Raw genomic sequence first — 26,036 nt, 5'->3', positions numbered from 1 at the left:
AAACTATTTTTTCACAGTTTTTCCGGTTTTGCGAATATCCGCGACCACCAGGGCACCTACCAATAAGAGGCCAAGGTAACCGACAACCGGATAAAACCAGTTGACGAGTGCAGTAAATCCAAGAAAGCTCAAGAGAAATGCCGCTGCGCCTGAAATGATGACAAAAATGCGGAATCGGCTTGTTCCCATTTTCATGAAACGGGCTGAAAACGACAGCAGCATGCTGATGGCCGTGTTATAGATCATCGCAAAAATGACAATTGCCATGATCACGCCCAATACAGGAGAAATATTGTCGGCAATGGCCAGCATCGGCAAATCTGAAGAGCCGACCACATCGACTTTTGCAAATATCGCGAAGTAGCTTAAGAGAATTAAAAAACCATAACCAAGTCCACCAATCAAACCGCCACGGGCCGCGACTTTTTCATCTTTCTCCGCTCCCCCCATGACAAGTGACATGGATGCCCCGAGCGCAATGGCCAGCGATACGTAGTTGATAGCAGATAAAAACCAGTGCGGTGTCGAAGACAGCTGTTCTCTAGCTACCGGCTCCAATTCTGCAAAGCTTGAATCCATCGTCATTATGCTGTAGATAGTAATTCCAACAACCAATAAGACCAAAAATGGGGTGATGCTGCTGATGATGATAATAACTTTCTTAACATTCAACATGATGGTTAAAATAACGAGGATTATCATGATGCTCCGGCCAAATGCTGGCGCCAGATCAAATTGCTGGGAGAAAATCGACCCTGCTCCGGCAATCATGACAACCAGAATACCAAACAAAGTTAGAATGAGGGTATAATCGATTATTTTCCCCAATACTCTTCCACCTATCGCGTACACTGCGTCTTCATGAGAAATGGTCTGCATCCGGCTGCCCAGACGTGTCAAAACCATGCCCAAATAGCCGAACAATGCTGTCGCCACAAGAACAGCCCCAAATCCCCAATAGCCAAAACTTGTGAAGTACTGCAGAATTTCCTGGCCGGAAGCAAAACCGGCACCCACTACAATACCGATAAATGCACTTGCAATCTTTAAACTTTTCTTCATCATCTCTTCCTTCCATTCTTTTGCATCTGTCATTTTCTTAGCTGCCAAACGAGAACTCTCCCATTTCTAATTATTAAACCACCTCCTATTTTTCCCTCTATTGATGTACTTAAACATAAATCTCCAAAAAAATTTCATACTTCTTGCTTTTACTCGCTTTTTGGATTATCCTACCTTATTAGCATACACATTTAGAGAGGTTGGGATCGTGTGGAGCAATTCGATCAATCCCTCGAAGTTTTCATGGATAACGTCGGCTGGCTGGCACCATTTCTTTTTATCTTATTGCATTTAATACGTCCACTGCTCTTTTTGCCGGTTATTGCTGTTTGCCTTGCTGGAGGTTTTCTTTTCGGTTTTATTGAAGGTGCTTTCTTGTCGTTTATCGGGTTGACCTTAATGAGCTGGGTATCTTACTTGCTGGTTCATAAATTCCCGAAATTCGAAGCGAAAATAGCTCGGTTGAAAGACAAGTTTTTTCCTGACCGCACTTTATCCGTTACCCAAGTCATGATTTTGCGCATTATGCCTTTTGTACACTTCCACCTCTTATCTCTGTATTTGATGGAAATGACGAAAACTTTAAAAGAATATATGATTATTTCTGCACTGGGCCTAATCGCTCCGGCAATCCTTTACACAGCTTTTGGCCAGGCCATCACGGAGTTTCCCTGGTATATCACCGTCAGCATGTTTTTACTGCTTGCGGCGGTCTTCAGCTTTATCGGAAAATGGCATAAATCCCGGCACAGTCCAATTGAATAAAGGAGAATTCTAACTGGTGATGCATCAGTGAAACCCAAGAAGTTTTCAGCACAACTTTTGTTGTGCTTTTAGTTTTCCCTGAAAGCCATAATCTCTTTAACATAGGGTACTACAGACAAGGGGCCATCAAGCAAACAATCGAAAAAGGAGAATAACTATGCCCGTTTTCAAACACAACGAGATTGAATTATTTTACGAAGATATCGGGAAAGGCCGTCCGCTTCTCCTGCTCCATGGATTGACCAGCAATTCGGCGATGTTTTATCGTGAAATTGAATTCTTTAAAAAAGAACGCCGGATTATTGCATTGGATTCACGCGGCCATGGCAATTCAAGCCGCCTTGAAGAGTACACATTACAGGATCATATAGAAGATGCCAATGCCCTTCTTGCTCATCTGGCATTGGATGCTGTCGATGTTCTCGGCGTATCGATGGGCAGTTATATCGCACAGGGAGTTGCCATCCAAAATTCAGAAAAAGTCAGGAAGTTGATATTGGTGGCTACCAAATCCTACGGTGAGCAATCATCCATAGCAGAGCTTTTTGACCGCTACCCTACCAAATTTGACGGCTTGAGCATACTTGAAAAATTTAATGCTTCCTACAGCTATATTTACCATAACCAAAGCCGGATTGATGAATGGCTCAACAAAACAGCTCAAAATAGCCGACAATTGACCATGAAGGAGCAAGGCATTGCAGCAGATGCTTTAAAAGAATTTGACTTTCGACAGCAGCTTATCAACATCACTGCTGAAACATTGGTTATCAGCGGTAAATTTGACGGCTTGAATTCTCCCGAAAAAGGGCGCGAAACAGCTGTTTTCATTCCGGATGCCACCTTTATGGAATTCAAACGCTCCGGCCATGCCCCTAATGTTGAACAAGCCGATCTCTTTCTTGGAATTGCAGAGAATTTCCTGGAATGAATTTAACTAACTTTCAGGAATGCCGTGAAGCAATAGCCCAATTCCTGGTTCAATGAATAACTGCCTCTGACTATGAAAAAACCCGTTCAGCTTAAAAATGCTGAACGGGTTTTTTCATAATTATTGAGCTGTATAGCCGCCGTCCAAAACTACGGCTTGCCCTGTTACGCCTGATGCCTTGTCACTGGATAGGAACATCGTATAATCCGATATTTCTTTCACAGCCAGTAGGCGCTTTTGAGGAATCAACGGATATAGCACTTCTTCAAAGACTTTTTCAATCGGCACATTGCGCGTCTTGGCCAAATCGTTCATCTGATTTCGGACCAGTGGCGTGTCCACATAACCCGGGCACATGGCATTGACGGTGATGCCGTGTTCTGCGCCTTCGAGTGCAGCGACTTTGGTCAAGCCGATGACGCCATGTTTGGCGCTGTTATAGGCTGCTTTCCCCGCAAACCCGACAAGTCCATTGATGGACGCCATATTGATGATCCTTCCTGATCCTTGCTTCTTCATGATCGGGAATGCATGTTTAGTCGCAATAAATGGTGCAATCAGCATAATCCGGATCAGCAGTTCATATTTTTCTGTTGGAAATTCCTCAAGCGGTGAAATGTACTGCAATCCGGCATTATTGATCAACACATCAAGCGATCCAAAATGGGCCACGGTTTGTTCAATGGCATTTTTGATATCGTCTTCTTTTGTCACGTCGCATTTGATGCCGATGCAGTCCAATCCCTTCGACTTCAATGTTTCTGCCGCTTTCTTAACCGCTTCTTCATTGATGTCTGTCAACACGATCTTTGCGCCTGCCTCTGCAAAATCAGAACTGATTTCATAGCCGATTCCGCTGGCAGCTCCTGTTATCAATACCACTTTATTGTCTACCATAGTCGATTACCTCCATAGCTTTTATTAAATTCCAAGTCCCAATGTAAACAGGACAATCGCGATAGCCAGTCCAAGCAACGGAACGATAACCGTAACCGCGCCAACAGCTCCATATGCGGCTTTATGTGTTTCTCCGCATATTCCCTGAATTGTTGTTACTACATAACCATTGTGCGGCAATGAATCAAGGGCTCCGGATGAAATAGCAATCGTTCGGTGCAGCGCTTCTGTATTGACGCCCATGTCTATATAATGTGGTGCAATCAAAGGCAATGCGATAACCTGTCCGCCGGAAGCAGAACCAGTGAGTCCAGCAATGACACTGACTGCGATGGCTCCGCCAATCAACGGGCTTCCTGGAATGTTGGTCATGGCATCTACTGCCGTCTGGAATGCCGGCACCGCTTTTGCCACGCCACCGAATCCAACTACAGCCGCCGTATTGCCGATTGCGATCAATGCACCAATTGTTCCGTCTGACAATGCTTTGCCTAGATTCCGGAAATACTTGCGATTTAATAAATATGTTGTAATAACACCGCCCAATAAAGCAATAATCAAAGCGGACGTCATCAATGAATCATGGAAAATAAATGAAATTGTCAGCACCACAAGCAATGGGATCAAGCCCATTAATGGATTTGGAAGCTCGCGATCTTCAATAATGGGATCCGTGGAACGTGCTTCAAAACGTTCTCCCTTGTTGACTGCTTTTTGAATCATTCGCTTTAGCCACCAGTAGCCGAACACGGCCATAAAGACAGCCACCAGAATACTGACTTCCCATCCTGCATAAGGAGTCGTATTCAGATATTCAATTGGAATCCAGTTTTGGATTTCCGGGGATCCGGCAGACGTCATCGTGAAGGTCACCGACCCCAATGCCAAAGCGGCCGGAATAAACCGGCGCGGCAGATCTGCCTGCTTGAACAGGCTGAGTGCCATCGGGAAAACCGAAAACGCAACAACGAACAAGCTCACTCCGCCATACGTCAATACAGCACACGCAATGACAATCGCTAAAACTGCTTTGGATAAGCCGAACTTGCCGACCAGCCATCTTGATACACTGTCAGCAGCTCCGCTGTCTTCCATCACTTTGCCGAATATTGCACCGAGAAGGAACATCGGGAACCACGAAGTGATAAATCCAGAAAAACTGGTCATATAATTTGTTAATAAATTCGCTTCCCCTTCTCCCACTAGCTGTGGAAACAATGGTAAACCACTGAAAATTGCTACAAACAATGCGGATAATGGACCCGCAATCAATAAATTCATGCCTCTCATCGTCAAAACGATAAGCAGTACCAGTCCACCAATCATTCCAAACATACTCAACATTTTAAATCCCCCTTTTTCTGCCCCCATTTTTTGTAAACGCTTACTTAAAATCTTTGGAAAAGCATTGAATTGTCTAAAAATTTAGATCTCCTGTTGCTTTCATTAGTGTACAACTACGACAATGATAGGTAAAATGAATAATAACTATAAGTTCTATAATAATTAGTTATAGGTTAGGAGAATGATATGGACATCCGTCAATTAACGTACTTCGTAGAAGTCGCCAAACACAAAAGCTTTACAAAAGCTGCACTTGCTCTTCATGTGACACAGCCGACTTTAAGCAAGATGGTCAAGAACCTGGAGGAGGAAATGGAAGTGGTGCTGTTTGACCGTTCTGCCCGTCAAATTGGATTGACGGATGCCGGTGAAGTGGTCTATGAGCAAGCTCAGAAAATCATCTACAGCCTCGATGATTTGTCGGCCTCTCTGTACGATGTCATGAACTTGAAAAAAGGGAAAATCAATATCGGACTCCCCCCGGTCATCAGCACTTTGTTCTTTCCGACAATCATTGCTGAATTCCAGCATTCCTATCCTGACGTTACGATCATGCTGGCTGAGGATGGTGCTAAAACAGTGGAAAGAAAAGTATACGAAGGCGAAGTCGATTTGGGATTTGTCATGCTTCCGGTTGATATGGAAAAATTCGAGGTTGTCCCGTTTGTAGACCAGGAGATCAAACTGTTGGTCCACGAATCACATCCGCTTGCCCATCATGACTTGATGGATCTCATCCAGTTTAAAGATGACCCTTTTCTTCTGCTCAGCAAGGAGTTTACCTTGAACAGCCGGACAATCGAATTCTGCATCAGTGAAGGCTTCACACCGAAAATCGCCTATGAAAGCTCGCAATGGGACTTTATTGTTGGCATGGTGGAAAAAAATCTTGGAGTCACGCTGATGCCTAAATTGATTTGCGATCGCGTCAAGCACGGGCCCTTCAAAATGATTTCGTTGACACATACATTTCCGTGGAGACTGGGCATCATCATGGCAAAAAACCGGTATGTCCCTTATGTTTCACGTGAATTCATCACTTTGGTCAAGGGCTTGCCAAAAGTTTGACAGACAAAAGGAGCCTCCTCGCGGAAGCTCCTTTTGCTGCTGGCTATACGAAAACAATAATAGCCAATACGGCTGCCAATACCAGTCTGTAAATCGCAAATGGCATCAGTTTGATGCGGGAAATGAGTTTCAAGAAAAAACGGATGGATATCAACGCAAAAACAAAGGCTGAAAGGAAGCCGACAATATAGAAAGACAGGTAGTCCATCGACAGCGTATCCCAGTTTTTCATTACCGACACAAGGCTTGCACCGAACATGATGGGAACTGCCATGATAAACGTGAAATCTGCTGCGACCCGATGATTCAAACCGAACAGCACACCTCCTGAAATCGTGGCACCCGAACGGGAGAATCCTGGCCATAACGAAAGACATTGCACAAGACCTATTTTCAATGCCTGAAAGTACGTAATTTCATCCAACGAGTTGACCTTCGGCTTTTTAGGGCCGAACTTATCCGCAACGATCATCAGGATCGATCCGGCAACCAAAGCGTAAATGACAGTCTCGACACCAAACAGATGGTCATCGATTAAATCCTTGAAAGCAAATCCAAAAACCACTGCCGGCAGCATGCCGATGATGACATGCAATAAGTTGAAGCTTGTGCTTGCCTGCTGCCCTTCAATCTTATACAAACCAACCAGACTGAAAAGACGTTTCCAAAACACCACGACAACCGCCAGGATGGATCCCAGCTGGATGACGATTTTAAACGTATTTGCTGGATATTTCCCTAGAAACTCCTGGGATTTCAGCCACATGTCATCGACGATGATCAAATGGCCTGTAGAAGAAACTGGAGCAAACTCTGTCATGCCTTCCACAAAACCTAAAATTAATGCCTTAAGTAAATCAAACCAATCCATGTGCGCTGATCCTGCTTTCCCTAGTAAAATAAATGCTCAAGCTTCGCTCAATAGAAGATGACTTTTTTTGTTCGACTATTATAGAACGCTGCAATACCCAGAAAGGTTGCATCAATCCCAACTTAAGAAAATGGACTCGTCAGGCTCATTTGCCCGCTTTTGCTCTCACAGCTAAGCCAATCGGCTCTTCGCCCTGCACCACTTCCAATATTTGTCCTGCAGTTTCAGGATAGTTGAGCAGTTCCGCCAGTACAGCAGCTACATCTTCACGGGAAATGGTGTCATACATCAATGTATAGCCTAAATTCACTTTGCCGGTACCGGCTTGATCTGTTAAAGTGCCTGGCCGTAAAATTGTCCAGTCTAAAGCGGTCTTCACCAAATCGACTTCGGACTGCCGTTTAACCTGCATATAATGCTCAAAGCTTGCCACGGTTTCTTTGCTGCGCCCAGCATCAGGAAATGCCGATACCAGCAAAAAGCGGCGGACTTCGGCCAAATCGGCAGCTTCCGCAATTTTCACCAAGCCCTGCCCATCGATAGCGCTGGTCAATTCGTCTCCTGCTCCACCGGCTCCTGCAGTGAATACGACCGCGTCACAGGCCTTTAGAAGACGTGAAAATTCCTCCACAGACGTCTCGACCAGATCTGCAATGACCGTTCGAATACCCTTTGCCTCCAACTGCTCAGCCTGTTTTGCATTGCGGATGAATCCGATAGGCTCATCCCCTCTGTCAGCCAGAATCCGGCCCAACTTACTTCCTACTTTTCCGTTTGCTCCGATAATTGCCACCTTCATATGCCGCACGCTCCTTCACTTTCGTATTTTTGCATGTTCGGATCTACCAAAGACCCAATAGCTTCCACCATAATCCTCCTGCCCATCCATACCACAATATGGGTCAGTGAAATGATAAATTCCAGTTGCCACCATTTCCGGATACCGAGCGCAGCCTGCTGAGCAGCTATAATGCGCCATGCCTTGGTCTGGTCATCATCATTTCTTATCAAAATTCAAAAGACACAGCGGTAATGACCAAGATTTCGAATTTCATGGCTTGACACAGAAAGACGCTCCGACATTCCTTCATCAGGAATATTGGAGCGTCTTTTCGTTATTCTTCTACAAGACTTGCGTAAACCATCAATCTTTCTTCGCGCGTTCCCCGATCAAAATCATAGGTTCCTGAACAAGTGACTAGAACCAACTCCGGAGAAGAAGTATATCCGAAAACCTTTGAAACATCCGCCAGATCCAGTGGTATGGATTCCATGGTATGAACCTTAAATGTTAAGGTCTTGTCTTTATCCTGGACCACAACTTCGTCTCCTAATTCGAGCTCGGAAAGGTCCCAGAAAATAGCAGGGCCATCCACACCATCAACATGTCCCGCGATAACAGCACGGCCATTTTGTCCCGGCTGGTATCCAGGAGAAAACCAACTGACGTCTTCAATATTATCCGGCACTGCCATTTCACCATTCTCCGTTATTCCCAGGTGCTGGACTTGTGCTTCCAGATCAATTGCAGGAATTTCAAGAGAGGTCGGCTGTATGCCAGTACGTTTTAATCCGTTAATGGGATTTTTCGCTGGAACCGATTTCTGGACATTGACTGCAGCCGGTTCATCCAGCGTAAATCCCACGTTTTCTGAGCGGACGCTTACTTCATCAACAGGTTGCTGGCAACCTGCCAATAAGAAAAGAGCCAGAATTGCCAGGAACTTGTTATTGAAACCGTTTCTTCCACACAATAGTGCTGGCTCCAATCAGGACCAGGGCTCCACCCAACAATAACCACATAGCTTGAGATTGGTCAGGTGTTCCAAGGCCAGTAGTCGGCATTCCATCTGGTGATTCTGCTGCTTCGTAATCGACCAGCGCAATCACTTCCAATGAATCGACTGTGTTTACAGCAAAGATGCTATAGACTGTATCTGCAGCTAATTCAGTTCCTTCCAATGGCAATACCTGTGTTCCATCCGGCAAGCGGATTTCCAAGTCATAAGTACCTGGATCCAATTCTGCATAATCCGTAATTCCCGGGAATTCTGCTCCGCTGAACAAAGCGTCTCCACCGATTACGCCAACATCAACTGCAGGTGCATCCGGTGACAAATGGCCAACGCGGACTTTTGTCTGTCCTTCTGTTACTTCCATTGAATCTTCTGCAACCACAAATTCAATCGATTCCAAAAGGTTTGCTGCAGCAACTGTATAAGCTTTTCCGGCTTCTACAGCCAGATCCGCCTGCAGTACGCCTTCACCTGCAGCGTATTCAGTTCCGTTTGCAAAAACTTCTACATCATGTGTTCCGGCCGGCACTTCCAAATAGCCCGAATCCGCTTTAAAAGGTACATTTTCAAGTGTTAACTCCCCATTGACATAAACGTCAACAGCAGGTGCATCTGGTGAAGCGTGAACCACTCTCAGTTGAGCGGTGTGGCTGTCTGCCATAACCCCCGCGGCGAGCAGTGAGAACACAAGAGCCATTGCAACAGAGAATGAAACTAAAATTTTCTTCATTTTTCCCTCTCCTTCATGTGTGTAGTTTTTGCACAAGTATTGTACAATTTATTTATAACCTATTACTCCCAATTCCGCAAGAGAAAAAACAGACTATTCTGATTTTTGAATATAAAGTACTAGATTGCTTTTGTGCCACCAGAGTCAACTGCCCAAATTCCAGTTTTGCATGCCGTCAAAAACCAGACTCCCTCCTTTCCTGTCGGCCATACAAGTATTTATATAGTAACTCCTTAAGCAATAATTTCACTTGTTGCTGCTATTCGAATCCCATTCAAAGCTTGTGTAGCCAGTTTATCGGCTTCTGCATTGGCTTTGCGCGGTATTAATTCATATTCAGGCCGAATACCCAGTTCAACTATTTTTTCTTCAATTCGCCCGGTCCAGGAAACCAGTTGCTCTTCGATCGCCGGCCATTCATCGGCCATTCCGTTTATGACAATTCGTGAATCCCCGATAAAACGGACAGGCAGATGGTGAACCTTCAAATATTCCAGTTCCTGCAGACAAAAATAGAGGGCGGCATATTCCGATTCATTATTAGAAGAAAGTCTATCGACAATTGCATTGGTCCTCAGCCGATAAGATTTACCATTTTGTTCGTAATAGATGACACAACCTAGGCCTGCGCTTCTGGTGAGTCGCTCGTAGCCTCCATCAAAATAAACAATTACGTTATGAGGTTCGGTTTCAATCCCTTTCAAATAGACCTTCATTTCCTTTATAGTCCAGCTACTGTCGAACCTATCGACAAAATGAAGATTTTTTGACCGCCCATTGCGCTCCAGATCCTCAGCAATCACCAAAGCCATCGCTGCCGGCATTTCTTCAGAAAAGAAGTTTGTCTCTGGGCCTTTGGGAATTTTATAGGTCCATTCTATTCGAATTTCCAACCTCAACTCCCCCATCCCCTGCAAAACGATTCACTTTTTCTTTCTATATTATAGGCAGTATTCCCGATGAGTGAGGTCATTAAACAGCATTTCGGGATGAAAATAGCCGGCTCTCAGATGGAGCCGGCTGTCTATACGCTATAGTGCTTTATCCTCTAGGCGCTTCAGATCATCTTTATGTCCCATCACAATCAGTATATCGCCTTGCTCGACAAGGTCATCTATTGCTGGTGCAATATTGACATCTTCCATTCTTTTTATTGCCAGTACGACGCAGTTGAATTCTTTGCGGATGTCCAGACTAATCAAGGTTTTATTGGCCATCTTGCCGGAAGCCACCAGCTCGATAATGCTGTAATCCCGGGAAAGGTCAATATAATCCACAATTTTTTCCGAATCGACATGATGGGCTACACGGATTCCCATTTCTTTTTCAGGCTGAATGACACGGTCAGCACCGACTTTGTGCAGGATTTTTTCATGCTGCAGATCCCGCGCTTTTACCCACACCTTCGGCAAACCAAGTTCCTTCAGCATCAAGGTACACAAGACACTGGCTTGAAGGTTGTCTCCGATTGCCACTATGGCATGCTCAAAATTCCGGACACCCAAAGATTTCAACTGGTTTTCATCTGTGGCATCCGCAAGGACGGTAAAAGATGCATAATCCCTTAAAGCATCGACTTTTTCCGGATCCGTATCTATGGCCATAACTTCATGTCCCATGCTGTACAGCTCTTTGCAGACACTGCTTCCAAAGCGCCCTAACCCGATGACTACAATCTGTTTTTTCACACACTTTCCTCTTTTCTTTTCTGTTTCATTATATCTACTCTATTCTCAAACCGGATCGATTGCAATGAAAGGTGTTGGACTTTTCAGCAGGTAACTGATACAAAGAAACTACAGAGGCTTACTACTCAAACAAAGGAGGATTTTTATGCAAACTTTGAGATATACATTGGTCGACGTTTTCACCACCGAGACTTTTGGCGGCAATCCATTGGCCGTTTTTCATGACGGCTCTGGTGTGGATTCAAAAACGATGCAGCAGATTGCCAATGAGCTGAACTTATCGGAAACAGCATTTATCTGCCCACCCAAAAAGCCGCACAATCAAATCAGTCTACGGATCTTTACACCCCAAGTGGAATTGCCGATTGCAGGGCATCCTACAATCGGAACGGCTTTTGTCATGGCTTATCTTAAAATGCTGCCTTCACAGCATGGGCTTAATAGATGGATCATTGAGGAAGGATTGGGAGACATCACAGTGACTGTCCAGAAGGAAGGAGAAAAAATCAGCAAAGTGGAAATGATCCAGCCCCTCCCCGTTTTCGGAGAAATATTGACAAGACAAGCCCTGGTGGCAGATTTGCTGTCGTTGCCCAAAGGTGAACTGGATACACGCTTTCCTATTCAAACCATTTCTTCCGGCCTGCCATTCCTGTTCGTTCCCATTCGCTCTCTCGCTGCCATCAAGGAAATCAATTTCCGCACCGATGTCTGGGAACGCCATTTCAGCGGCATTCCCGACCGCCAGCACATTTTCGCCTTTACGACAGAAACCGAACACGACACATCGACTGTCCACTGCCGAATGTTCGCTCCTGCCATGGGCATCCCAGAAGATCCAGCAACCGGCGCTGCCTGCGGACCTCTCGGTGCATTCCTGGTGGAGCATGGCGTTATCGACAGCAGCGAAGAAGAGAGCTACTCCATCCGTAGCGAACAGGGCATTGAAATGGGACGGCCGAGCTTCATCGACATTACCATCACCAAGAAAAAACAAAAGTACCAGGAAGTTAAGATCGGCGGCACTGCAATCGTCATTGGACAAGGCGAGCTCTATGTGCCTTAGATCGTATTAAACGAATAGCTGGTCTGCGAAGCCTCATATGATTCCGGATCCCGCTCTCTCGTGCAGCCCCCATTCGCAGGCGGGTTCTGTCGTTCCATAGCCTGCCTGCGTCCCTTTTTCTATTTTCCAGAATCTTTTGCTGTTGATTGGTAGGATCCAGTAAAAAAACAAAAATAAGTATACTTTCGAAACATTCATCTATTGATTAATTGCGCTCTTCCATAACGATTTTCTTTCCAGTTCTCAAGGATTTATAGCAAGCGTCGATCACCCGCATATTCTTGATTGTGGAATCGGCTGTAATGGCCGGCACTGAATCCGTTAAAATCGCGTTGGAAAAACCTTCAATTTCCAGCCGGTAAATATCCCCCTGCACTTTTTCTTCTCGTACAATCCCCTCTTTTTGGACGAGTATTACTCCTTTATTGTCATTAATATCCGGACGGAAGGCAAATGGCACTTTAATGCTTCCTTCTGTGCCGATCAGCTCGTATTCATTTCTGCTGGCCATATCGAAGCTGCAATCGAACAGGGCATGAATTCCGTTGCTCATCTTCATGTGGACGATTCCAGTCAAGTCGATCCCTTTTACCGGATCGATTTCTCCTTGAGCCATGATTTCCATCGGCTCGGCATCCGTAAGATGGCGGATAGCTTGAATCGAATAGCATCCGACATCATAAATGCTCCCTCCCCCCATTACGGCATCCATTCGGATATCACTTGAGCGATTATGTAAATAAAAAGAGTGGCTGGATTTCACCAACTTGATTTCTCCGATTTCACCTGAAGCGACGATTTCTTTTACCCTTGCATGCTGAGGATGCAATTGATACATGAATGCTTCCATGAATTTGACGCCATGTTCCAGGCAAGCTGCAATCATTTCTTCCGTTTCCACCTCACTTAATGCAAAGGGTTTCTCACAAAGGACATGCTTGCCTTTTTGTGCCGAACGAATTACCCATTCTTTATGCAAATGGTTTGGAAGCGGGATATAAACAGCATCAACTTCCGGGTCGTCCAGCAGTTCTTCATAACTTTCATAGGCTTTTGGAATCTTCAATTCCTGAGCTGCCGCATGCACTTTACTGGTTCGGCTTGCTATGGCGACGATTTCAGCGTTGTCAGCGCGGCCAATAGCCGGAATCACTTGTGTTCTGCCAATACGGGCTGTACTCAGTACTCCCCAACGAATTTTCTCCATCAAAATCTCTCCTTTTTTAAAACTCTTGAACACTTAAGCAAAATCGCCAAAAAAGCATTTCACCTTCTTAGCGGTAAGGCTTTTTTAATACACGCCTCTTATTTCCGAGTGTACATGCTCTTTGTAGAATTTCGCCAATTGCTCTATTTCTTCTGGTGAAAAATTCTGGGCATCCAGCGCCTTCAGATTATCTTCTGTCTGCGCTACATTTCTGAATCCTGGGATGACCGATGTGATTGCTTCCTGCTGCAAGATCCATTTTAATGCGGCCTGTGTACGATTGCCTCGACCGTCTGCAATCCAGGCAAGCTGGTCGCTCAATTCCACGCCTTTTGCAAATTCTATCCCCGCAAAGGTTTCTCCGACATTGAATGCTTCTCCGTCGCGGTTAAAGTTTCGGTGATCATCCGATTCGAATTGTGAATCCGATTTGAATTTACCCGTCAACAACCCACTTGCCAGCGGGACACGGGCCAGTATTCCGACATTTTTCTCTAGCGCTTTCGGGAATAGCTCTTCCATCGGTTTTTGGCGGAACAGATTGAAAATCACCTGCAAACTGCTGACATTCGGATTATCAAGACATAAGAGCCCTTCCTCCACTGTTTCCACACTGACTCCGTAAGAACGGATTTTCCCTTGTTCCTTCAGCTTGTCCAGCACCCCAAAAACACTGGCGTCCTCTAGAATTTCCATCGATGGACAATGAATCTGAAACAAGTCAATTCGCTCACGTCCAAGACGCTTCAAGCTCGCTTCAGCATATTTCGAAACCTGTTCCATTGAGTAAGTCTGTGGATCATGAATATCCCCTGCCCGACAAAACTTCGTGGCGATATGGATTTCGTCATGCTTCCCTTTTGTCGCTTTCCCAAGCAGCTCTTCACTGTGTCCATCTCCGTAAACATCTGCTGTATCGAAGAAATTCACACCTTTTTCCATGGCGTATTCCAATGCTTTTAACGATTGCTCATCATTGATGTTGCCCCATGAACCGCCGATTGCCCATGTTCCAAAGCTTAATTCACTTATTTTCATATCTGTATTGCCAAGTTGACGATAGTTCATTATTGCTCACCTCTTTTTAAGATTGGGTTTTCTTTACAGAAAAAACCTCAACTGTTAAGTTGAGGTTTTATTTTGGGCACCGCCTCCGATGGATACAATCGTATCCATCGTTTTTTAGCGGCTTTCCCTGAAAATCGAAATCGATTCGTTCAAGGAAAATCTGATTCCTTCCAGAACTGCACAGGCAAAATCTTTCCGGCGATGCGAGCCGTCCATCCCAATAAAACTGCCGCGAATCGCAGCATCTGCATGTGGTGTTCTTTCCCCAACAAGATACGGTGTAAACACCAATCCGTTCGATCCTATAGCAAGTGTTCATTAAACGTGCCTTTAAATTTCTCAAGACATCAGAGATTTACTTGATGCGATAATGTAGAACACATAGTCTGCGAGTTTATGAAAATCGGTTTGGCCATTGACGATAGCCGATCCGTAGGAACTCCCAGTATTTATCAGGATGGCAGCCTGCTGATTTTGATTACTCCATCTATAAAGAATCAAAAGAATAAGGCTGCCTTTTGGGTCTATCCTGCATTTTCCGCAGAAACTTTTTTCTTCTGCTCACTGCGGACAGCAACAAATTTAACAAACGGCACAATCAATACCGTTAAAAATAAAATTCGGAACAGCTGGAAAGCTGTCACTACAGTTACATCCGCATGAACCGATGCTGCGATGATGCCCATCTGGTCAAGCCCGCCCGGCACCACGCTCAGAAAACTGGTGGAAAAGCTCAAGCCGTAGAGATCCTGCAGAATAAAGCTGATGCCGTAGGCAAAGGCGATGAGTACAGTACTCGAAAAAAACGAATAGAAAATCATCCCTTTCGTCAATTTCAGATCCTCTTTCTTCAACAGCAACCCGATGTAAATGCCGATGAATAGTTGTGCGATGTGCAGGAAAGAACCCGGCATGACCGGTACTGCCACGCCAACCAGGTTAAACGCCATGATTAGAAAAACCGGTCCCAGCAAAAAAGCGGTCGGCACTTTTCCTTTTTGTGCCAGCATCCCCGCTCCGTAACATAGCACCAACAAACCGAAAAGCTGCGCAGAGTAATCCCCTTGCCCCAGTTCTTCGACATGCGAAGACCCGCCATTTGCGACGATGAATGGAACAATCGCGACAATCAATAACACACGGAGAACATGATAAAAAGTCACCGCCGTCAAATCGATGGTTTTCTGTTCCTCGGCAAAAGTGATGATCTGAGACAAGCCTCCCGGAACGCAGCAGGTCATCGCCGTTGCCTGATCAGCATTTGTCCGTGAAGCCATCAGTGAACTGATAAACAGGAAAAGGACGAAAAAGGCGATATTGATCAACACCATCGCCAGGAAATACTGTTTCATTCCCTGCAATGCTTCCAGTGTAAAGGCATGGCCGATAACATAGCCCGCCACAACCAATCCCCCATTGCGGAAGCGGGAATGCCATTTCAGCGAAACCGGTGTGAATAATTGCATGAGCAGGACCGCGAACAAAGGGCCAAGCAGCCAGGGCATCGGCGCTCCCGCTGCCAAAAAAAGTCCTGCGCCGGCCAAGCCGATTACAAATGCTTTTGCCATCGGAGAAATCGTCATATGGTCATCTTCTTTCTACTACATTCACAGCTGATTTATCCATTATATCCCTTTCCAGCTGCGAAATAAAATCTTCTCACTTTCCACAGCAACAGAAGCGTCAGTCATCCTGCCTTTTTGCTAGAGCAAATCCGATATGTGCTGTAGAATAAGTCAAAGCTTACTTATCTGTCCATTCAACTGACCTCAACCATATTCCAGTTCCTTCAATTCAATTCGATCCGTTCCGTTCAATTCAAACCACTTTAAAGGAGCCTGAATAACCGTGAATAAAACCCATTTAAAAAATCGGATAGACGCCGCCAATAAAACAAGAAAAGCCGACCTGGTGATTCGCCATGCGTCCATTGTCAATGTCTTCACGAAAAGCCTGACCACAGGTGACGTAGCCATCAGTGATGGCGTCATTGTCGGCATCGGGGATTATGAAGGCATTCAGGAAATCGACGCCACCGGAAAATTCATTGCTCCTGGCTTAATCGATGCACATGTCCACATTGAATCGTCTATGGTGACACCGCAGCAGTTTTCACAAGCCGTGCTGCCCCATGGCGTCACGACAGTCATCACCGATCCGCATGAAATCGCCAACGTCAGCGGCACTGCCGGGCTCGAATATATGATGAAGGATGCCGAATCGACATTGCTCGACATAAAGTTCATGCTGCCTTCTTGTGTCCCTTCCACAGGGTTCGAAAATGCAGGCGCCCAGCTTTCTGCTGAGGACCTGGCACCTTTTCTGCAACGGGATGGAGTTCTCGGATTAGCCGAAGTCATGGACTTCCCCGCTGTTCTGCGTGGAGATGATGCCATGCTTGATAAACTTCTGCTAAGCCCTCAAATTGATGGGCACGCAGCCGGACTCTCAGAGAATGATATCAACGTCTACGGATCTGCCGGCATTCTGACCGACCATGAATGTGTCTCGAAAGAAGAAATGATCATGCGCCTGGAACGCGGCATGTATGTCATGCTCCGCGAAGGATCCGTTGCGAAAAACCTCCACGCTTTGCTCGAAGGTGTCACAGAACAAAATGCCCATCGCTGCTTGTTCTGTACAGACGATAAGCACTTGGATGATTTGATTGAAGAAGGCAGCGTCGACTACAATGTCCGGACTGCCATCAAGCAAGGCATCCATCCCGTTACTGCCATCTCGATGGGCAGCCACAATGCGGCGCAATGCTTCGGACTGCGGCAAAAAGGCGCTATTGCTCCGGGTTACGACGCAGATTTTCTGCTGCTCGATAGCCTGGAAGAGTTCACGATCAAAGAAGTCTATAAAGGTGGGAAACTGGCAGCACAGAACGGATGCTATGTAGGGCCTGTCCAGAAAAAAACGGATGCAACTGTGGTTCAGGATACGGTGCGCATTGCAGAACTTTCGGCCGCCAGCTTCCAAATTCCGATGGGCAACAGCACCAAGGCACATGTCATCGGCATCAACCCCAACAATCTCATCACAGAACATTTGATTTTGGAAATGCCGGTCGTTAATGGTTTCTTTGTTTCAAATCCAACTAAGGATCTTCTGAAAATTGCTGTGATTGAGCGCCATCGTGCCACCGGCAATATCGGCCTTGGCATCGTCCAGGGGCTTGACCTGAAAAATGGAGCCATTGCTACTACCGTCGCGCACGACTCGCACAATATCATCGCTGTTGGCACAACTGACAGTGACATCAAAACCGCAGCTGAAGCCGTGCACAGCCTAAAAGGCGGATTGGTCGTTGTACAAAATGGCAAGGTGTTGGCGAGCCTGCCCCTTGCCATTGCAGGATTGATGACAGAGGAGCCGTTCGACGCCGTTTATGAACAGCTCAAAATGCTTGATGAAAGCCTTTTGCAGATTGGCGCACCGACCCATTTCAACGCCTTTTTAACCCTGTCGTTCCTGTCATTGCCAGTCATCCCCCATTTAAAGCTGACCGATTGCGGCTTGTTTGATGTCGCCAGTTTTCAGCATATCGATGTGGCTGTAGCTGCAGAATAAACACCAAAAAACCACGTTGCCTTTTCTGAGGCAGCGCGGTTTTTTTAATTTCCATATAGGTCGAAATAAAAATTTTATAATACGTACTATTTCGCAAAGTCTGTTTCGGTTTCACAGGACAGGAATCATACAACCGACAAATAGCTAGAAGAAAAAGCGGAGAACGTACGCCTGAAGCGATTTCTTCACCTCATTCTTCTTGTACAGCGTGGAATGTCGTTTCTTTAGTCCGACTTACATCGTCGTCAGTGGACAGGATGGGTCGCTGGCCCATTCATTCAGGGATCCGTCGTAGACGGCCACGTTTTTCTGGCCCAGTTTATTGAGAATCAGCGAAGTCCAGGTGGCGGCGATTCCTCCACCACAGTAGGTGATGACTTTTTTATTTGGATCCAACGCCCCGACTTTTTCAAATGGCTCCCGAAGCGCAGCATCATTATACATTCTTTTCGTTTCCATGTCGGCATGACTGCCGAAAAAAACATTAATGCTGCTCGGGATATGGCCTTTTCTTGGATAGGCATCCGTCTCGCCTCTGAAATCCTCTGGCGATAGGCTATTGATCAAGACAACAGTATCATCATTAATCGCGTTCTGTACATCTTCTTTCGTAGCAAGCAGCTCAGGGCGACGCTGTCCGGTAAAGGATGCCAGTGGGTAGTTTCCTGAAACAGCCGTTAGCGGACGGCCTTCTTCTTTCCATTTCGGCAACCCGCCATCCAGTATCGCGATATTTCCGAATCCTTCATACTGCATCTGCCAAGCCAGCCGCGAAGCCCAATAGGCAGCAACAACCGGATTTCCCACCAGCGCGCCCTGGTCGTAGATGACTGTATAACTCCCGTCCCCTATGCCAAGTTGAGTCATTTTTCTGATGAAATGACCGCGGGGCGGAGCCGTGAACGGCAGTGGAGATTCCGGATTCGACAGTTCATTCAGCAGATCGGCGTATACCGCTCCTGGGATATGCTCTTTCTCATAGGAAGGTTTTCCCGAATAGACAGAAGGCACACCGCCAGCTTCGGAAATGTCCATAAAAGTTGTTGCATCCACAATGCGCATTTGCGGGTCCCCCAAACGCTGCTCCAGCCAATCTGTGCTAACGATCAAAGGTATCTGTTCCATTTTGCACTCTCCTCACTTATAAGCCGAGCAATCCAATATGATTAACAAAATTGCGTTATACTAGTACAATAAAGTCTGTATTTCGCTTCGTCAATTAGAAGACTCCCGTTTGCATGTTCCAAGACATTTCAGCGTGAGCGAGTAAAGGCTGACTGTTAACTCCACTATATATAGGAAAGGTTGTTATTTCCATGAAACCATATAACAATATCATCGAATTGATTGGCGATACACCAGTCGTTAAACTGAATCGCATCGTCCCAGAAGGTGCGGCGGATGTTTACGTCAAACTGGAAATGTTCAATCCAACCAAAAGCGTCAAAGACCGTGCCGCTTTTAATATGATCGAAATGGCCGAAAAAGATGGGTTGATTGAAAAAGGCGCCACCATCATCGAACCGACCAGCGGCAATACCGGCATCGGCCTCGCCATGGTTGCTGCCGCCAAAGGATATCGTTCTATTCTCGTATTGCCCGACAATGCCACGAAAGAACGCATCAATCTATTGAAGGCTTTTGGTTCTGAGGTCGTGCTGACACCAAGCGATGACAAGATGCCTGGTGCGATCAGCAAAGCGCTGGAGCTGCAAAAAGAAATTCCGAACAGCTATATTCCGCAGCAATTCGAAAACAAAGCAAATCCGGATATCCACCGCACCACCACGGCAATGGAAATTCTCGAGCAGATGGAGGGCAAACTGGATGCGTTTGTCGCATCGGCCGGCACTGGCGGCACCATTACCGGCACTGGCGAAACCTTGAAAGAGCATCTTCCAGAGCTTTACGTTGCCGTCGTTGAACCGAAAGGATCTCCCGTCCTGTCCGGCGGAAAGCCCGGCAAGCATAAATTGGTGGGCACGAGCCCCGGCTTTATTCCTGCTATCTTAAACACCAAGGTATACGATGAAATTATGGCAATCAACGATGAAGACGCGATTGATATCTTTAAAAGAGTGGCGCGTGAAGAAGGGATCTTTGTCGGCCCCTCCGCCGGCGCCACCATCTATGCGGCAATCGAGCTTGCCAAGCGCCTGGGTGCCGGCAAGAAAGTGCTATGCATCGCACCCGACACCGGTGAACGCTACTTGAGCATGAACCTGTTCGACGAATAACAGCGTTTTTACGCTTATTGATAGTATAGGCAGACCCCTAGTTACCGGGTCTGCCTATTTTTTTATGTTTAATTACAACGATATCTTATGGACTTCGGGTCTGTTGAAACAAGGCCGACTGACGGGAGATTCACTATCTAATTATATTACTCCATAAAAAAACAGTTTTTTCTGCATTCTTATCTTGACAATCCTTATCATTCTACTATACTTTAATAATATTATCCGATAGGAAAGGTAGGTTTTATTACCGGTGGCCATAAATGTTTATTGAAGCCAAACAAATCAACAAAGTCTATTTCGATAAAAACAACAAACCGAACACCGTCTTGAAGGACATCGACCTATCGATTCAAAAAGGAGAATTCGTTTCCATACTGGGTCCTTCCGGTTGCGGAAAATCCACTTTATTGTCGATGATCGCCGGACTTGTCAGCTCGACTTCAGGCGAAATCATTGTGGATGGAAAAAAAGTCGTCAAGCCGGGAAAAGACCGGGGTATGGTGTTCCAACAGGCCGCCCTGTTTCCTTGGATGAACGTGACAGAAAACGTCATGTTTCCATTGCGCAAAGAACTGTCCAAAAAAGAGGGGCTGGCGCGTGCCCTGCATTTCCTGAAAATGGTACAGCTCAGCAATTATCCTTCCCATTATCCCCATGAATTATCCGGAGGCATGCAGCAGCGCGTCTCGATTGCCCGGTCGCTGGCAATGGACCCTGCCGTTCTGTTAATGGACGAGCCTTTTGGTGCATTGGATGAACAAACGAGAAGCCGCCTTCATGGCCAGCTCGAAGAAATATGGATCGATACGAAAAAGACCATCGTCTTTGTCACCCACAGCATTTCCGAGTCGATCAAACTGTCTGACCGCATCATCGTCATGGGCACGCGGCCCGGAACTATCTTGACCGATATCACAGTTGATATTCCACGTCCCCGAGAACAGCACCGACAGGAAATCGCTGCGTTGGAAGAGCAGATTATGGCTCTCTTGAAAACAGAAATCGATAAAGTTATAGATGAGGAGCAAGCATATGAAGCCGGCAGTTAAACGCATCATTTTCTTTGCCGCGCTCATTGTCTTTTGGGAACTCGGCTCCCGCTTTGAACTGTGGCATGAAACCATCCTCCCTTCCCCTGTCAGCGTCTACGACTCGCTGGTGGCGGGATTTGCCGATATGACATTGGTCTATGACTTGGTCGCCAGTTTCCGCAGGCTGCTGATCGGTCTGGTTGCCGCTATCATTATCGGTACCGGCGTCGGCATCCTGCTGGCTCGTTCGAAAACGGCAGATGAAACACTTGGAACTTTGGTGCTGGCGCTGCAAAGCGTACCAAGCATCGTCTGGCTGCCTTTGGCAATGATGTGGTTTGGCCTTGGCGAAGGCTCCATCATTTTCGTCGTTATTCTGGGCGGAACTTTCGTCATGATCCTCAATGTCCGTACCGGCATCAAGAATGTCGATCCCTTGTTCATCAAGGCTGCACGGACGATGGGATCGAATGGGCTGGACCTGTTCATCAAAGTGATCATTCCCGCATCTGTTCCGTATTTCGTGACAGGTGCACGTCTGGCGTGGGCATTTGCCTGGCGGGCGTTGATGGCAGGAGAACTTCTAAGTTCCGGCCCCGGCCTCGGATACACGCTGCGTTACGCATCCGATTTCGGTAATATGTCACTGGTTATCGGCGTGATGATCATCATTGGGGTTGTCGGCGCAATTGTCGACCTGACGATTTTCCAGCGAATCGAAAAGAACGTCCTCAAGCGTTGGGGACTGGAAACATAAAACCGCTATATAAGTTGAACTTAAGAATCATCATTTCATACAACGCTTCGGCATGGCTCCCACGGGAACAGCGCAGCGATGCAACGACATAGCAAGAAATCCACTCGGGCGTTTAGCCCTAGTTAGTTCGGCGCAAGCCCGCAGGAAAGCGGAGCTGATTTGCGGAATATCAGCAGGCGAAGATCATTAGTTCAAATTATATAAGTTGAATGAAAGAATATCCCCAGCAGAAAACTACCTATTACAAAATCAGCATTTATAATGGAGGAATTTATCTTATGAAACGTATTTTTTCACTTATTGCACCTGTCGCTATGGTTGGCATCTTGGCTGCCTGCGGATCACCTGAAGCTGGTGAAGATTCATCTTCTGTCACTATCGGTTATTTCCCGAATTTGGATCACGTGCCCGCCATGGTCGCAAAAGATCAGGCATTGTATGAAAAGAATCTGGAAGACGGCACAGCTGTTGACTACGTCACGTTTGCTGACGGTGCGGACTTCATGACTGCTTTGAAAACCGGTGATATCGATGCCGGGCTTGTCGGGCCTGGTCCGGCGATGAACAATTATACGAATGGGGCAGACGTCACCATGGTTGCTGGCGGCGCTTCCGGCGGTACGGTCGTCATGGCGCGAAATGGCAGCGGCATTGAATCCATTGAGGATTTTGCAGGCAAGACGTTTATTACGCCGCGCGTTGGCTGCACACACGATGTTCAATTTGAAACCTTCATGAAAGAGCATGACATCACTTCAAACCGCATCGGCGGCGAAATGCTCCACCAAACAGGCAATCCGGCTCAATACGAAGCGATGTTCGCTACTGAAAAAGTGGACGTTGCAGTCGCACCTGAACCTTGGGCATCTGTACTGAAGCAAAACACTGGCGCGAAGGTCATCATCCAGCCAGATGAAATTTCCTTCGGCACGACATTGCCGGCTTCTGTTTTGGTGACTTCAAGCAAATTGATTGAAGAAAATCCTGAAATGGTTCAAGGAATTGTTGATGCACATAAAGAAGCGACTGAATTTATCGCTGAAAATCCTGATCAGGCAAAAGAGATCACCATCAATACAATCGATGACATCACTGGCCAGAAGCTGGAAGCCTCTATTATTGATGGAGCCTGGGAGAATATGATCTTTGATACTGCCATTTCTCCTGAAGAAATCCAGGCATTCGGCGATTCATCGTTCGATTTGAAGTTCCTTAAAGAGCAGCCTGATTTCGCGTTATTGACGGATACGCAATTTCTTGACTAATGCTTCTACTGACAGCAGAAATCTTTTCTGCTGTCTTTTTCTTCCCTTATTTACGGAGGTTACTATGGAAAAAACAAAGACAGCAGCTTTCCGAGTTCTTCATTGAAGGTTTTTTAGCCGGACTTTGCTACACTGATGAATGGAAATGATTCATGATAAAAGGAGCTGTTCAAATGCAGAACTTAACAGGAAAAAACGCGTTGATTACAGGAGCTGGGAGAGGAATTGGCCGAGCTACAGCCATCGCTTTTGCGGCTGAAGGCATAAATGTAGGGCTGGTTGGACGTACAGCTGAAAATCTGGAGAAAGCTGCTTCAGAATTAGAGCAGTATGGTGTGAAAACAGTGTTTGCCGTGGCTGATGTAGCTGATCCAGAAGCAGTAAACGCAGCAGTCGAACATATCGTCACCGAGTTGGGATCGATTGATATTCTGATTAACAATGCCGGAATAGGCAAATTCGGCAAGTTCCTTGAACTGTCGCCTGAAGAATTCAAAGAAATCATTGATACGAATCTGATGGGTGTGTATTACGTAACTCGCGCTGTATTGCCACAAATGATCGAGCGCCAATCAGGTGATATCATCAATATTTCATCAACAGCCGGACAAAAAGGTGCACCCGTAACAAGTGCCTACAGCGCATCGAAGTTTGGTGTTATGGGATTGACGGAATCGTTGATGCTGGAAGTCAGAAAACACAATATCCGCGTCAGCGCCTTAACCCCGAGCACAGTTGCCACTGACCTGGCAATTGGTGAAAACTTGACCGACGGCAATCCTGACAAAGTCATGCAGCCAGAAGATCTCGCTGAAATGATGGTTGCCCAATTAAAGCTGCACCCACGCGTTTTATTGAAATCGGCTGGACTTTGGTCGACAAACCCATAAACAATTATCCATAAAAGAGCTCCGTTCACATTTGTGAACGGAGCTCTTTTAAATGACAACTGGATTTCTAGAAGGCCGTGTCTCCGGACAGATCAGCGCGTAAAAATCATCCTGCAGTCCGGTCTATTCATCTTTTATTTCTTTCAAGAGTTTGATGACTTGTTCATTTTGCTTGATCAAGGTATCGTTTTGCTTATGTAATTTAACGAAGTCAAAAAGAAAGACCAGCAAAATGGCCGTAACTAGAAATCCCATGGACAAACAACCTCCTTTTCCGCTTAGGCAAGAGAAAAATTCAAATATCCACCTTAACAGTCTTCTTTTTAGACCAAAGAACAACCGGGATCAGGGCAAGTGCAAGAAATCCCCCACCTAAAGACATCACGGCGTAACTGGACTGTGCCATAACCATTCCTGAAAGTCCGCCGCCTGTCGCACCGGCCAGCGCCACGAGCACATCAACGGTGCCCTGCGTTTTTGCGCGTGTGGATGGAAGGGTCGAATCGACAATGAGCGTGGTTCCACTGATTAATCCGAAATTCCAGCCAAGGCCCAGTAAAGCCAGTGCGACAATCAGCACCAGCAAGGAATCGCTTGGCGCCAATGCCGCTACAATTCCCGCAGCCAGGAATGTCACTCCGGATGCTATAGTCATGACAATTCGTCCTAACTTATCGACCAGAACGCCTGTGACAATGGACGGCAAGTACATCGCAGCTATATGAATGCTGATGACTAACCCAACGTCTCCAAGATCATGTCCGTAATGCCCCATATGGATAGGCGTCATTGTCATAATGGCAAACATGATCAATTGGGTCAGCACCATGACGGTTGCCCCCAGTACGACCCCTTTTTTATTAATATGAGAGTTCAGTGGTTCCATCTCTGCCGTACTCACTTCAAGGCCTTGCTGATTCTCGGTTATCGCTTTAGATACCAGCAATGGATCCGGACGAAGGAAAATCAGCAGCACCATACCTGCCAGGAAATACGCTGCAGCCGCTAAGATAAAAGGGCCAGCTAAAGCCGGAATGCCGATAGACTCCGCAAACCTACCCATGACTCCGACCAAATTCGGACCGGCAAATGCACCGAAAGTGGTTGATACCAAAGCGATGCTGATGGCAGTACCCCGCTGTTTTGCATCCGCCAAATCCGTGCCCGCATAACGCGCCTGTAAATTCGTTGCCGTTCCTGCCCCATAGACCAACAAGGAGGCAAACAACAAAAACACATTATTCGATAAGGCCGCTATGACCACGCCGATTGCACCGATTCCGCCTGCAAAAAATCCGGAAGCCAATCCGGTTCGCCGGCTGAAACGTTGCGACAGTCGCCCGATGATGAGTGCTGCCGCTGCCGATCCCAGTGTAAACAAAGCAACAGGTGCGCCTGTAAATCGATCCGTCCCAAGCATATCCTGTGCGAGAAGAGCACCAACAGTCACTCCTGCAGCCAGTCCTGCCCCTCCGAAAATCTGGGACAAAACGACAATCCACAGGGTCCGCCGGTACAATGCCCTGACCTTTTCAGGTGAATCGATATAGCCCTTCAGCATCGCCTGTTGTTTTTTGTTTTGACCCATAGTCTCTCCCCATTTCATGTCAAGCGCCTTCACATTGAACGATTGAAGAATTTCAGGCTTTTACCTAAAAAAAATCCAGATTCTTTTTTCAGTATAACGCTTTTCAGCATGCTAGCCATGGCCTTTTGGAAAAAAGGCGTTTCTTGATAAAATAATCCTCATAAAACCTGGTTTTTCTATACGGCCAGAGTTTGCT

The 26,036-nt window shown here is 46.3% G+C and carries 26 protein-coding genes and 1 pseudogene; 10 read left to right on the top strand and 17 right to left on the bottom strand.

All coding sequences use genetic code 11. The annotated features are described in order from the left end of the window. Positions 1-3: 3 nt before the first annotated feature. On the bottom strand, positions 4-1,062 hold the full coding sequence (locus J7I83_RS03655; protein ID WP_215099362.1) for a YkvI family membrane protein: 1,059 nt from the start codon (positions 1,060-1,062) through the stop codon (positions 4-6). Between the two features lie 210 nt (positions 1,063-1,272). On the opposite strand from J7I83_RS03655, the gene J7I83_RS03650 reads away from it, so the two are divergent. Continuing rightward, on the top strand, positions 1,273-1,827 hold the full coding sequence (locus J7I83_RS03650) for a TVP38/TMEM64 family protein (protein WP_215099321.1): 555 nt from the start codon (positions 1,273-1,275) through the stop codon (positions 1,825-1,827). A 157-nt stretch (positions 1,828-1,984) separates the two neighbouring features. Continuing rightward, positions 1,985-2,758 carry an alpha/beta fold hydrolase gene (locus J7I83_RS03645; RefSeq protein ID WP_215099320.1) on the top strand — a complete coding sequence of 258 codons (774 nt, stop codon included), beginning with the start codon at positions 1,985-1,987 and terminating at the stop codon, positions 2,756-2,758. 120 nt (positions 2,759-2,878) lie between these two features. On the opposite strand, the gene J7I83_RS03640 is transcribed toward J7I83_RS03645, so the two are convergent. Both J7I83_RS03640 and J7I83_RS03635 read right to left on the bottom strand, forming a co-directional pair. Beyond that, on the bottom strand, positions 2,879-3,655 hold the full coding sequence (locus J7I83_RS03640) for a 3-hydroxybutyrate dehydrogenase (protein WP_215099319.1): 777 nt from the start codon (positions 3,653-3,655) through the stop codon (positions 2,879-2,881). Positions 3,656-3,679: 24 nt separating this feature from the next. Then, entirely contained in the window at positions 3,680-4,999 is a 1,320-nt protein-coding gene (locus tag J7I83_RS03635; RefSeq protein ID WP_215099318.1) for a GntP family permease, read from the bottom strand. A 186-nt stretch (positions 5,000-5,185) separates the two neighbouring features. Between J7I83_RS03635 and J7I83_RS03630 the strand changes: the two genes are divergently transcribed. Then, positions 5,186-6,067: a LysR family transcriptional regulator gene (locus J7I83_RS03630; RefSeq protein WP_215099317.1), complete on the top strand. Its 882-nt coding sequence runs from the start codon at positions 5,186-5,188 to the stop codon at positions 6,065-6,067. 43 nt (positions 6,068-6,110) lie between these two features. Here the strand turns inward: J7I83_RS03630 and J7I83_RS03625 are convergent, their stop codons facing one another. The 7 genes from J7I83_RS03625 to J7I83_RS03595 form a co-directional block, all read right to left on the bottom strand. After that, on the bottom strand, positions 6,111-6,938 hold the full coding sequence (locus J7I83_RS03625) for an undecaprenyl-diphosphate phosphatase (RefSeq protein ID WP_215099316.1): 828 nt from the start codon (positions 6,936-6,938) through the stop codon (positions 6,111-6,113). Between the two features lie 145 nt (positions 6,939-7,083). Beyond that, the gene (locus J7I83_RS03620; protein WP_215099315.1) at positions 7,084-7,737 is read right to left on the bottom strand and encodes an SDR family oxidoreductase; all 654 of its coding nucleotides are present in this window, start codon (positions 7,735-7,737) and stop codon (positions 7,084-7,086) included. Then, positions 7,734-7,949 (bottom strand): hypothetical protein, encoded by a 216-nt coding sequence (locus tag J7I83_RS03615; RefSeq protein WP_215099314.1) that lies wholly within the window; start codon positions 7,947-7,949, stop codon positions 7,734-7,736. The genes J7I83_RS03620 and J7I83_RS03615 overlap by 4 nt, the downstream gene beginning before the upstream one ends. Positions 7,950-8,053: 104 nt before the next feature. Further along, positions 8,054-8,692: a class F sortase gene (locus J7I83_RS03610; RefSeq protein ID WP_215099313.1), complete on the bottom strand. Its 639-nt coding sequence runs from the start codon at positions 8,690-8,692 to the stop codon at positions 8,054-8,056. Continuing rightward, a complete protein-coding gene (locus J7I83_RS03605) occupies positions 8,667-9,464 on the bottom strand; it encodes a DUF4397 domain-containing protein (RefSeq protein WP_215099312.1) in 798 nt (265 codons plus the stop codon). The genes J7I83_RS03610 and J7I83_RS03605 overlap by 26 nt, the downstream gene beginning before the upstream one ends. Positions 9,465-9,697: 233 nt before the next feature. Next, a complete protein-coding gene (locus J7I83_RS03600) occupies positions 9,698-10,357 on the bottom strand; it encodes a reverse transcriptase-like protein (protein WP_215099311.1) in 660 nt (219 codons plus the stop codon). Between the two features lie 138 nt (positions 10,358-10,495). Next, complete coding sequence (locus J7I83_RS03595) at positions 10,496-11,152, bottom strand: potassium channel family protein (RefSeq protein ID WP_215099310.1); 657 nt, start codon at positions 11,150-11,152, stop codon at positions 10,496-10,498. A 145-nt stretch (positions 11,153-11,297) separates the two neighbouring features. On the opposite strand from J7I83_RS03595, the gene J7I83_RS03590 reads away from it, so the two are divergent. Beyond that, positions 11,298-12,218, top strand: a complete 921-nt coding sequence (locus J7I83_RS03590) for a PhzF family phenazine biosynthesis protein (RefSeq protein ID WP_215099309.1) — start codon at positions 11,298-11,300, stop codon at positions 12,216-12,218. A 205-nt stretch (positions 12,219-12,423) separates the two neighbouring features. Here J7I83_RS03590 and J7I83_RS03585 read toward each other — a convergent pair whose 3' ends face one another. The 4 genes and pseudogenes from J7I83_RS03585 to J7I83_RS03570 all read right to left on the bottom strand — a co-directional run bounded on the left by J7I83_RS03585 (position 12,424) and on the right by J7I83_RS03570 (position 16,076). Next, complete coding sequence (locus J7I83_RS03585; protein WP_353048222.1) at positions 12,424-13,425, bottom strand: Gfo/Idh/MocA family protein; 1,002 nt, start codon at positions 13,423-13,425, stop codon at positions 12,424-12,426. Positions 13,426-13,509: 84 nt separating this feature from the next. Further along, on the bottom strand, positions 13,510-14,493 hold the full coding sequence (locus J7I83_RS03580) for an aldo/keto reductase (protein ID WP_215099307.1): 984 nt from the start codon (positions 14,491-14,493) through the stop codon (positions 13,510-13,512). A gap of 120 nt (positions 14,494-14,613) precedes the next feature. After that, a pseudogene (locus J7I83_RS03575) lies at positions 14,614-14,799 on the bottom strand (FGGY-family carbohydrate kinase); the annotation flags it as partial. A gap of 218 nt (positions 14,800-15,017) precedes the next feature. Further along, entirely contained in the window at positions 15,018-16,076 is a 1,059-nt protein-coding gene (locus J7I83_RS03570; protein WP_251047431.1) for an AbrB family transcriptional regulator, read from the bottom strand. A 265-nt stretch (positions 16,077-16,341) separates the two neighbouring features. On the opposite strand from J7I83_RS03570, the gene ade reads away from it, so the two are divergent. Further along, positions 16,342-18,069 carry an adenine deaminase gene (gene ade / locus J7I83_RS03565; protein ID WP_215099306.1) on the top strand — a complete coding sequence of 576 codons (1,728 nt, stop codon included), beginning with the start codon at positions 16,342-16,344 and terminating at the stop codon, positions 18,067-18,069. A 234-nt stretch (positions 18,070-18,303) separates the two neighbouring features. Here the strand turns inward: ade and J7I83_RS03560 are convergent, their stop codons facing one another. Further along, entirely contained in the window at positions 18,304-19,194 is an 891-nt protein-coding gene (locus J7I83_RS03560) for a sulfurtransferase (RefSeq protein WP_215099305.1), read from the bottom strand. A gap of 191 nt (positions 19,195-19,385) precedes the next feature. Between J7I83_RS03560 and cysK the strand changes: the two genes are divergently transcribed. From cysK to J7I83_RS03535, 5 genes are all read left to right on the top strand, one after another. Beyond that, a complete protein-coding gene (gene cysK, locus J7I83_RS03555) occupies positions 19,386-20,306 on the top strand; it encodes a cysteine synthase A (RefSeq protein WP_215099304.1) in 921 nt (306 codons plus the stop codon). Positions 20,307-20,569: 263 nt separating this feature from the next. Continuing rightward, a complete protein-coding gene (locus tag J7I83_RS03550) occupies positions 20,570-21,358 on the top strand; it encodes an ABC transporter ATP-binding protein (RefSeq protein WP_215099303.1) in 789 nt (262 codons plus the stop codon). After that, complete coding sequence (locus J7I83_RS03545; RefSeq protein ID WP_215099302.1) at positions 21,342-22,097, top strand: ABC transporter permease; 756 nt, start codon at positions 21,342-21,344, stop codon at positions 22,095-22,097. The genes J7I83_RS03550 and J7I83_RS03545 overlap by 17 nt, the downstream gene beginning before the upstream one ends. A gap of 278 nt (positions 22,098-22,375) precedes the next feature. Further along, the gene (locus tag J7I83_RS03540; RefSeq protein WP_215099301.1) at positions 22,376-23,362 is read left to right on the top strand and encodes an ABC transporter substrate-binding protein; all 987 of its coding nucleotides are present in this window, start codon (positions 22,376-22,378) and stop codon (positions 23,360-23,362) included. A gap of 173 nt (positions 23,363-23,535) precedes the next feature. Further along, positions 23,536-24,252, top strand: a complete 717-nt coding sequence (locus J7I83_RS03535; protein ID WP_215099300.1) for a 3-ketoacyl-ACP reductase — start codon at positions 23,536-23,538, stop codon at positions 24,250-24,252. Between the two features lie 123 nt (positions 24,253-24,375). Here J7I83_RS03535 and J7I83_RS17960 read toward each other — a convergent pair whose 3' ends face one another. Together J7I83_RS17960 and J7I83_RS03530 are read right to left on the bottom strand one after the other, a co-directional pair. After that, positions 24,376-24,507, bottom strand: coding sequence for a hypothetical protein (locus J7I83_RS17960; RefSeq protein WP_285228669.1), 132 nt, complete (start codon positions 24,505-24,507; stop codon positions 24,376-24,378). A gap of 40 nt (positions 24,508-24,547) precedes the next feature. Further along, complete coding sequence (locus J7I83_RS03530; RefSeq protein WP_251047430.1) at positions 24,548-25,840, bottom strand: MFS transporter; 1,293 nt, start codon at positions 25,838-25,840, stop codon at positions 24,548-24,550. Between the last annotated feature and the right edge of the window lie 196 nt (positions 25,841-26,036).

The sequence above is a fragment of the Planococcus sp. ISL-110 genome (assembly GCF_018613575.1).
Taxonomy (GTDB): domain Bacteria; phylum Bacillota; class Bacilli; order Bacillales_A; family Planococcaceae; genus Planococcus.
The sequence above is the reverse complement of the archived record's forward strand: the minus strand, read 5'-3'. Positions and strand labels throughout refer to the sequence as shown.

Excerpts from the sequence above, each read along its gene's own strand:
- J7I83_RS03645 (WP_215099320.1), top strand. The coding sequence starts at position 1,985 with ATGCCCGTTTTCAAACACAACGAGATTGAATTATTTTACGAAGATATC.
- J7I83_RS03570 (WP_251047431.1), bottom strand. The coding sequence starts at position 16,076 with ATGACGATTTCTCCGATGGCAAAAGCATTTGTAATCGGCTTGGCCGGC.
- J7I83_RS03550 (WP_215099303.1), top strand. The coding sequence starts at position 20,570 with ATGTTTATTGAAGCCAAACAAATCAACAAAGTCTATTTCGATAAAAAC.
- J7I83_RS03585 (WP_353048222.1), bottom strand. The coding sequence starts at position 13,425 with ATGGAGAAAATTCGTTGGGGAGTACTGAGTACAGCCCGTATTGGCAGA.
- J7I83_RS03540 (WP_215099301.1), top strand. The coding sequence starts at position 22,376 with ATGAAACGTATTTTTTCACTTATTGCACCTGTCGCTATGGTTGGCATC.
- J7I83_RS03535 (WP_215099300.1), top strand. The coding sequence starts at position 23,536 with ATGCAGAACTTAACAGGAAAAAACGCGTTGATTACAGGAGCTGGGAGA.
- J7I83_RS03560 (WP_215099305.1), bottom strand. The coding sequence starts at position 19,194 with ATGGAACAGATACCTTTGATCGTTAGCACAGATTGGCTGGAGCAGCGT.
- J7I83_RS03530 (WP_251047430.1), bottom strand. The coding sequence starts at position 25,840 with ATGGGTCAAAACAAAAAACAACAGGCGATGCTGAAGGGCTATATCGAT.
- J7I83_RS03590 (WP_215099309.1), top strand. The coding sequence starts at position 11,298 with ATGCAAACTTTGAGATATACATTGGTCGACGTTTTCACCACCGAGACT.
- J7I83_RS03635 (WP_215099318.1), bottom strand. The coding sequence starts at position 4,999 with ATGTTGAGTATGTTTGGAATGATTGGTGGACTGGTACTGCTTATCGTT.
- J7I83_RS03605 (WP_215099312.1), bottom strand. The coding sequence starts at position 9,464 with ATGAAGAAAATTTTAGTTTCATTCTCTGTTGCAATGGCTCTTGTGTTC.
- J7I83_RS03640 (WP_215099319.1), bottom strand. The coding sequence starts at position 3,655 with ATGGTAGACAATAAAGTGGTATTGATAACAGGAGCTGCCAGCGGAATC.
- J7I83_RS03655 (WP_215099362.1), bottom strand. The coding sequence starts at position 1,062 with ATGAAGAAAAGTTTAAAGATTGCAAGTGCATTTATCGGTATTGTAGTG.
- cysK (WP_215099304.1), top strand. The coding sequence starts at position 19,386 with ATGAAACCATATAACAATATCATCGAATTGATTGGCGATACACCAGTC.
- J7I83_RS03545 (WP_215099302.1), top strand. The coding sequence starts at position 21,342 with ATGAAGCCGGCAGTTAAACGCATCATTTTCTTTGCCGCGCTCATTGTC.
- J7I83_RS17960 (WP_285228669.1), bottom strand. The coding sequence starts at position 24,507 with ATGGGATTTCTAGTTACGGCCATTTTGCTGGTCTTTCTTTTTGACTTC.
- J7I83_RS03580 (WP_215099307.1), bottom strand. The coding sequence starts at position 14,493 with ATGAACTATCGTCAACTTGGCAATACAGATATGAAAATAAGTGAATTA.
- J7I83_RS03620 (WP_215099315.1), bottom strand. The coding sequence starts at position 7,737 with ATGAAGGTGGCAATTATCGGAGCAAACGGAAAAGTAGGAAGTAAGTTG.
- J7I83_RS03630 (WP_215099317.1), top strand. The coding sequence starts at position 5,186 with ATGGACATCCGTCAATTAACGTACTTCGTAGAAGTCGCCAAACACAAA.
- J7I83_RS03625 (WP_215099316.1), bottom strand. The coding sequence starts at position 6,938 with ATGGATTGGTTTGATTTACTTAAGGCATTAATTTTAGGTTTTGTGGAA.